We start from the raw sequence: 5,539 nt of genomic DNA on the forward strand, positions 1-5,539 counted from the left end.
GGCATCGGGCTCGGCGACGTCGGCGCCGACCCCGCGCACCCGTCCTCCACGCGGCGGCACCCCATCTCCAGCACCTCCCCGGGTCCGCGCGCGATGCGGCCGGCACCCTCCCGCCGCAGCTGGGCCTTGGTCAGCGCGAACTCACCGGCGGGCGACCGCCCGGTCGAGCAGCGCGTCCGGCGCCTCAGGCCGAGGACTTCGCCGCGGTCTCCTCGGCGTGCTTCGCCATGGCGTTCTGGACGCTCTTCATCTGCGCCCCGCCCAGCGTGCCGCGCTCCTCCGCCGCCCACTTCGCGCTGGCGAAGAGCGAGTCGACGCTGCCCTGGAAGGCCGGGAACACCCGCTCCGCCATCAGCTCGTAGGAGTGCAGGGTGTTCGCCCAGTTCGCCCACTCGTGGGTCATGACCAGGTACGCGCCGAAGCCGCCGTTGGACTGCGCCTGCAGCTTCGAGATCTGCTCGATCGCGTCGTCCGGCGTGCCGATGACGCCGAGGCCCGAGTTGATGACGAAGTCGATCCGCTCGTCGGTGGTCTTGCCCGCCACCTCGAAGTGCACCGCGGACTGGACGTCCTGGAAGTACTCGAACCACGCGTCGATCCCGTGCCGGACGTCCTCGCGGGCCTTCTCACGGGTCTCCGCGATGTACATCGGACCCACGAGGCGCCACTTGGACCGGTCGGCGACCTGGCCGTACTCCGCCGCCTTCTGCTCCATGACGTCCCAGTGCAGGGCGAGCGTGTCGACGCCGTCGGGCGCCATCGCGGACATCGTCGCCCCGATCGAGAGGATCCCGGCGCCGTACTTGCCCGCGATCCGCGGACCGGTCGGCGAGGCGACCGCCGCGACCGCGACCTCGAAGTCCGAGTACGGGCGCACCTGGCTCGTCGCCTCGACGAGCTCGTAACGATCGTTCTTGTGCGTCACCGTCTCACCCGCGAACAGGCGCATGAGGACGTCGACGTCCTCCTCGAGCGCGTTCCGCTGCTCAAGGGGATCGATCCCGATCATGTAGGCGTCGGTGGTCAGCGCACCCGGACCGAGGCCCAGCATCGCCCGACCACGGGTCAGGTGATCGAGCAGGATGAACCGGTCCGCCACCCAGAGGGGGTTGTGGTAGGGCAGCGACAGCACACCGGTACCGAGCTTGATGGTCGACGTGCGTGGGGCGACGTTGCTGATGAAGACGATCGGGTCGGGGATGATCTCGCACCCACACGAGTGGTGCTCGCCGATCCACGCCTCGTCGAACCCGAGGCGGTCGAGGTGCTGGACGAACTCCAGGTCGCGATGGAGGGCCAGGTTGGGGTTCTGACCCATCGGGAGGTGGTAGGGGGCGTGGAAGACGCCGAAGCGGAGCCGGTCCGTCATTGGATTCTCCTGGGAGGCGTGGCCGGGGTGACCCGGCACGAGGTGCGATCCGGTCGAGCGCGAGGCCTGCGTCCCGTCCTTAGTGAAGGCCCATGTACTACGACGGCACCGTATCCACCAGCCGGTGTGCTGTAAAGCACGACTGGCGCATCTGTCAGGGGCGAAGGCACGTTCACCAGGGACGCTAAGATGGCCGGCGTCCGGGCCCCTGCCGATCCGGACACGGCGGACGGAGGACACGTGGCCGGCACCGAGCGTCGCATCCGGGATCCCGAGCGCAAGGAGAGGATCCTCGGCGCGGCCGCGACCCTGATCGCCCGTCACGGGTACCTCGGCGTGAACCTGTCCGACATCGGATCCGCCGCCGGCATCGTCGGGTCGGGCGTCTACCGGCACTTCGACAACAAGGTGGCGATCCTGGTCGCCCTGTTCGACCGGGTCGTGGACCGGCTGATCGTCGACGCCGAGGAGTCGCTGCGCACCTCCGACGGCTCGGCGGAGACCCTTGCCGCCCTCGTGCGGGGCCAGGTCCGGTTCACCATCTCCGAGCGCGCCCTCTGCCAGGTCTACCTGCAGGAGTCCCGGAACCTGCCGGAGCAGGACGGCCGCAGGCTGCGCTGGAAGCAGCGGCACTACATCGACCTCTGGCAGGAGGCGTTGATGACCGTTCGCGAGGACCTCTCCCCCGCTCAGGTGCAGGTGCTGGTCCACGCGGCGATCTCCGCGGTCCACTCGTGGCTGCGCTACCGCAACCACATGGAGCAGGACGAGCTCGCGGCCTTCCTCGAGCAGGTCGCCTGCTCCATGCTCGGCGTCGAGCCACTGCCCGCCGACGCGGGCGCGGTGCTCGGGGGCGACCGGACCATCGCGGGCTGAGCAGCCCGGACCTGCCCGCCTCGCCCCTTCCACCGGCCCGTCGCCGGGGCCGCGGTCTTGAGCGGCGTGATCGACCCCTGCTAGCTTGTCGCCACCACAGCATGAGAATGGTGGATCACAAAGAGCCGCCGCGCCCCCGCGGCCGGCGACGAGTGGGGCGATGGCGCGCCACCCCTGCGTCCGGCTGCACTCTTCGCCGGCCCCGGATCCGCCGCCGTCCCCAGGCGCGAGGTCGATGAGAGCCGTGGCCGAGGATGCACTGTCGTACGAGGCGGGGCCCGGCGAGCCGCCGGTCCTGGACATCACGGTCGGCGACCTCCTGCGGCGCTCCGTCGCCGCCGCACCCGAGCGCCACGCCATCGTGGAGGGCTGCGCGGACCGCGAGGCCCGGCGGCGCTGGACCTACACCGAGCTGCTGCGAGACGCCGAGGCCTGCGCCCGCGCCCTGCTGGCGCGCTACGAGGTCGGCAGCCACATCGGGATCTGGGCACCCAACGTTCCGGAGTGGACGATCCTGCAGTGCGGCGCCGCACTGGCGGGCATGGTCATCGTGACGATCAATCCCACGTTCCGCCCCGCCGAGGTCCGGTTCAGCCTGGAGCAGTCCGGCGCGGTGGCCTGCTTCGCCCATCCCGAGTTCCGCGGCAGCCCGCTGCTCGAGACGGCGCGGACCCTCGCGGCCGAGCTGCCCGCCCTCCGGGACGTGGTGTCCCTCGGCGACCTCCCGGCGTTCCTGGCGGAGGCCGACCCGTCGACCCCCCTCCCCGAGGTCGATCCCGCGAGCGCCGCGCAGATCCAGTACACCTCGGGCACCACGGGCACCCCGAAGGGCGCGGTGATCCCCCATCGGGGCGTGGTCAACGACCCCCGCCAGGCCGCGGTCCGCGCCGGTGGCCGTGACGGCGCCGTCTGGCTCGCCATCCTGCCGATGTTCCACGTCGGCGGGTGCGTCCTGGCCGGGATGGGCGTGATGTCGCTCGCGGGCACGCTGGTCCCGCTGGAGAACTTCGACGCCGGTCTGGCGCTGCGGTTGATCGAGGAGGAACGGGTGACGATCACGAACCCGGTCCCGACGATGGTCGCGGCGATGATGCAGCACCCCACCTTCACCACCCGCGACCTCTCGTCGCTGCGCTCGCTGGTGTCCGGCGGCGCTCCGGTGCCCGCCGACATGGTGCGCTCGTTCGAGAAGGCCCTGGGCGTGGACTTCACGATCGTCTTCGGGCAGACCGAGACCAGCGGGGTCATCACGATGACCACCGCGGACGACACCGCGGAGGACAAGGCCACGACCTGCGGGCGACCCCTGCCCGGTGTCGAGATCACGATCGTCGATCCGGCCACCGGGGACACGGTCCCGCGCGGGATCCGCGGCGAGCTGCTCACCCGCGGCTATCACACGATGCTCGGCTACCTGAACCTCCCGGAGGCCTCCGCGGCGACGCTCGAGCCGGACGGCTGGCTGCACACCGGCGATCTCGCGAGCATGGACGACCGCGGGTACATCGCGGTCAACGGCCGGATCAAGGACATGATCATCCGCGGCGGCGAGAACCTGTACCCGCGCGAGATCGAGGACGAGCTCTTCCGACACCCGGCCCTCGCCGGCGCCGCGGTGATCGGCCTGCCGGACGACTACTACGGCGAGATCGTCGCCGCCTTCGTCCGGGTTCGGGAGGGTGCCGCCGTCACGCCCACCGAGTTGGTCGAGTTCCTGCGGCCCCGGCTGAGCGGCTACAAGATCCCCGCACGGTGGTATCTCGTCGACGAGTACCCGCAGACCCTGTCCGGGAAGATCCAGAAGTTCGCGCTGCGCGAGCGCTGGGAGAGCGGGGCCTACGTGGAGGCACGATGAGGGTGGGCGCCCTCAGCCCCCCACCCGACCGGGCCGCGGACCGCGGGCGATCGCCCACAGGGACCCCAGGCCGACCAGGGCCACCGCCATCACGAAGAACGCGGGGGCCGACGAGCTGCCGGTCGACTCGACGAGCCAGAGGCACAGCGCGGGTGCCGTGCCGCCCGCCACGATCACGCCGATGTTCCACCCCATGGACATGCCGGTGAAGCGGATCTCCCGGGGGTAGATCTCGGGCGAGAGTGCGTACCCGGTGACCTGCAGGAACGCACTGTTCACCATGATGACCATGAAGGCGATCGCCGCCAGCAGGAGGTTTCCCTGGTCCATCAGCCACATCCCGACCCAGGTCACGGCCAGGAACCCGGCCGCTCCGATCGCCCCGAGGCGGGGCAGGTCGACCCGGTCGCCGAGCCGCCCCACGGGCAGCATGAGCAGGGCGGTGATCAGGACGACGACGGTGGTCACCCAGTACACGCCGGTCTTCGGGTATCCGAGCTGTTGGATGAGGTGGATGCTCACGTAGGTCAGGCCGAAGTACGACGTGCCGTTGACCGCGACGGCGAGCCCGGCGCCCTTGAGGATGGGCCGCCAGCCGCGCCTGAGGACGTCGAGCAACGTGACCTCGGTGTCCTCCGCGACCGGCTCGGCCTCCCGTGTGATGCGCCGCCGGATGAGGAAGCAGACCACGGTGAGCGGCAGGGACAGCAGGAACGGGATCCGCCAACCCCACTCGGCCATCTGCTCCGGGGTGGTCAGCAGCGAGCACAGCCCCGCGACGGCGGCGGCGAGCCCGAAGCCGAGGGAGGCGCCCGCGGAGTTGAACGCGCCGAACCGGCTCTTGTACCGGTCCGGGGCGGCCTCGGACACGAAGGTCGTGGCGCCCGCGACCTCGGCGCCGACCGAGAAGCCCTGCACGAGGCGCAGCACGATCAGCAGGATCGTCGCGGTGATCCCGAGGGTGGCGTGGGTGGGCAGCAACCCGATCAGGGTGGTCGCCACCCCCATCAGCAGGATCGTCGCGACCAGCACCTTCCCGCGATCCACCCGGTCGCCGACCAGACCGAACGCGATCCCGCCCAACGGTCGCGCCAGATAGGCGGTACCGAACACGACCAGCGCCAGCAGGAGCGAGCCGAACTCGCTGTCGGTGGGGAAGAACAGGGGGGCGAGGAAGACCGACAGGTATCCGTAGGCACTGAAGTCGTAGCCCTCGACCAGGCACCCCACCCCGCCCGCGACGGCCGCCCGTCGCGGACGGCCGAGTGACGGGGCGCCGGCCTTCTCGGCCTCGGTCGATGCCGTGGCGTCGCTGCTCATAGCGGGGAATTCCTCTCCTCCAGCGGGACCGTGCCCGCATCCGGCGGGCACGCCCCTCACTGTCGGTCCCCGGCCGAGCCGACGACACTCTCACTTCTCGCAGTCTTCGCGGGTGCCGG

The 5,539-nt window shown here is 70.9% G+C and carries 4 protein-coding genes; 2 read left to right on the plus strand and 2 right to left on the minus strand.

The window, feature by feature from the left end:
- Positions 1–184: 184 nt before the first annotated feature.
- Positions 185–1,369, minus strand: coding sequence for an LLM class flavin-dependent oxidoreductase (locus tag H5J29_RS19155; RefSeq protein WP_181782392.1), 1,185 nt, complete (start codon positions 1,367–1,369; stop codon positions 185–187).
- A gap of 240 nt (positions 1,370–1,609) precedes the next feature.
- Between H5J29_RS19155 and H5J29_RS19160 the strand changes: the two genes are divergently transcribed.
- Together H5J29_RS19160 and H5J29_RS19165 are read left to right on the plus strand one after the other, a co-directional pair.
- Positions 1,610–2,245: a TetR/AcrR family transcriptional regulator gene (locus tag H5J29_RS19160; protein WP_181782394.1), complete on the plus strand. Its 636-nt coding sequence runs from the start codon at positions 1,610–1,612 to the stop codon at positions 2,243–2,245.
- 244 nt (positions 2,246–2,489) lie between these two features.
- Entirely contained in the window at positions 2,490–4,100 is a 1,611-nt protein-coding gene (locus H5J29_RS19165; protein WP_220187634.1) for an AMP-binding protein, read from the plus strand.
- Between the two features lie 12 nt (positions 4,101–4,112).
- On the opposite strand, the gene H5J29_RS19170 is transcribed toward H5J29_RS19165, so the two are convergent.
- A complete protein-coding gene (locus H5J29_RS19170; RefSeq protein ID WP_181782397.1) occupies positions 4,113–5,420 on the minus strand; it encodes an MFS transporter in 1,308 nt (435 codons plus the stop codon).
- Positions 5,421–5,539 lie beyond the last annotated feature (119 nt).

Origin of the sequence: Pseudonocardia pini, assembly GCF_013870575.1 — a bacterium.
In the GTDB taxonomy this organism is placed as follows: domain Bacteria; phylum Actinomycetota; class Actinomycetes; order Mycobacteriales; family Pseudonocardiaceae; genus Pseudonocardia; species Pseudonocardia pini.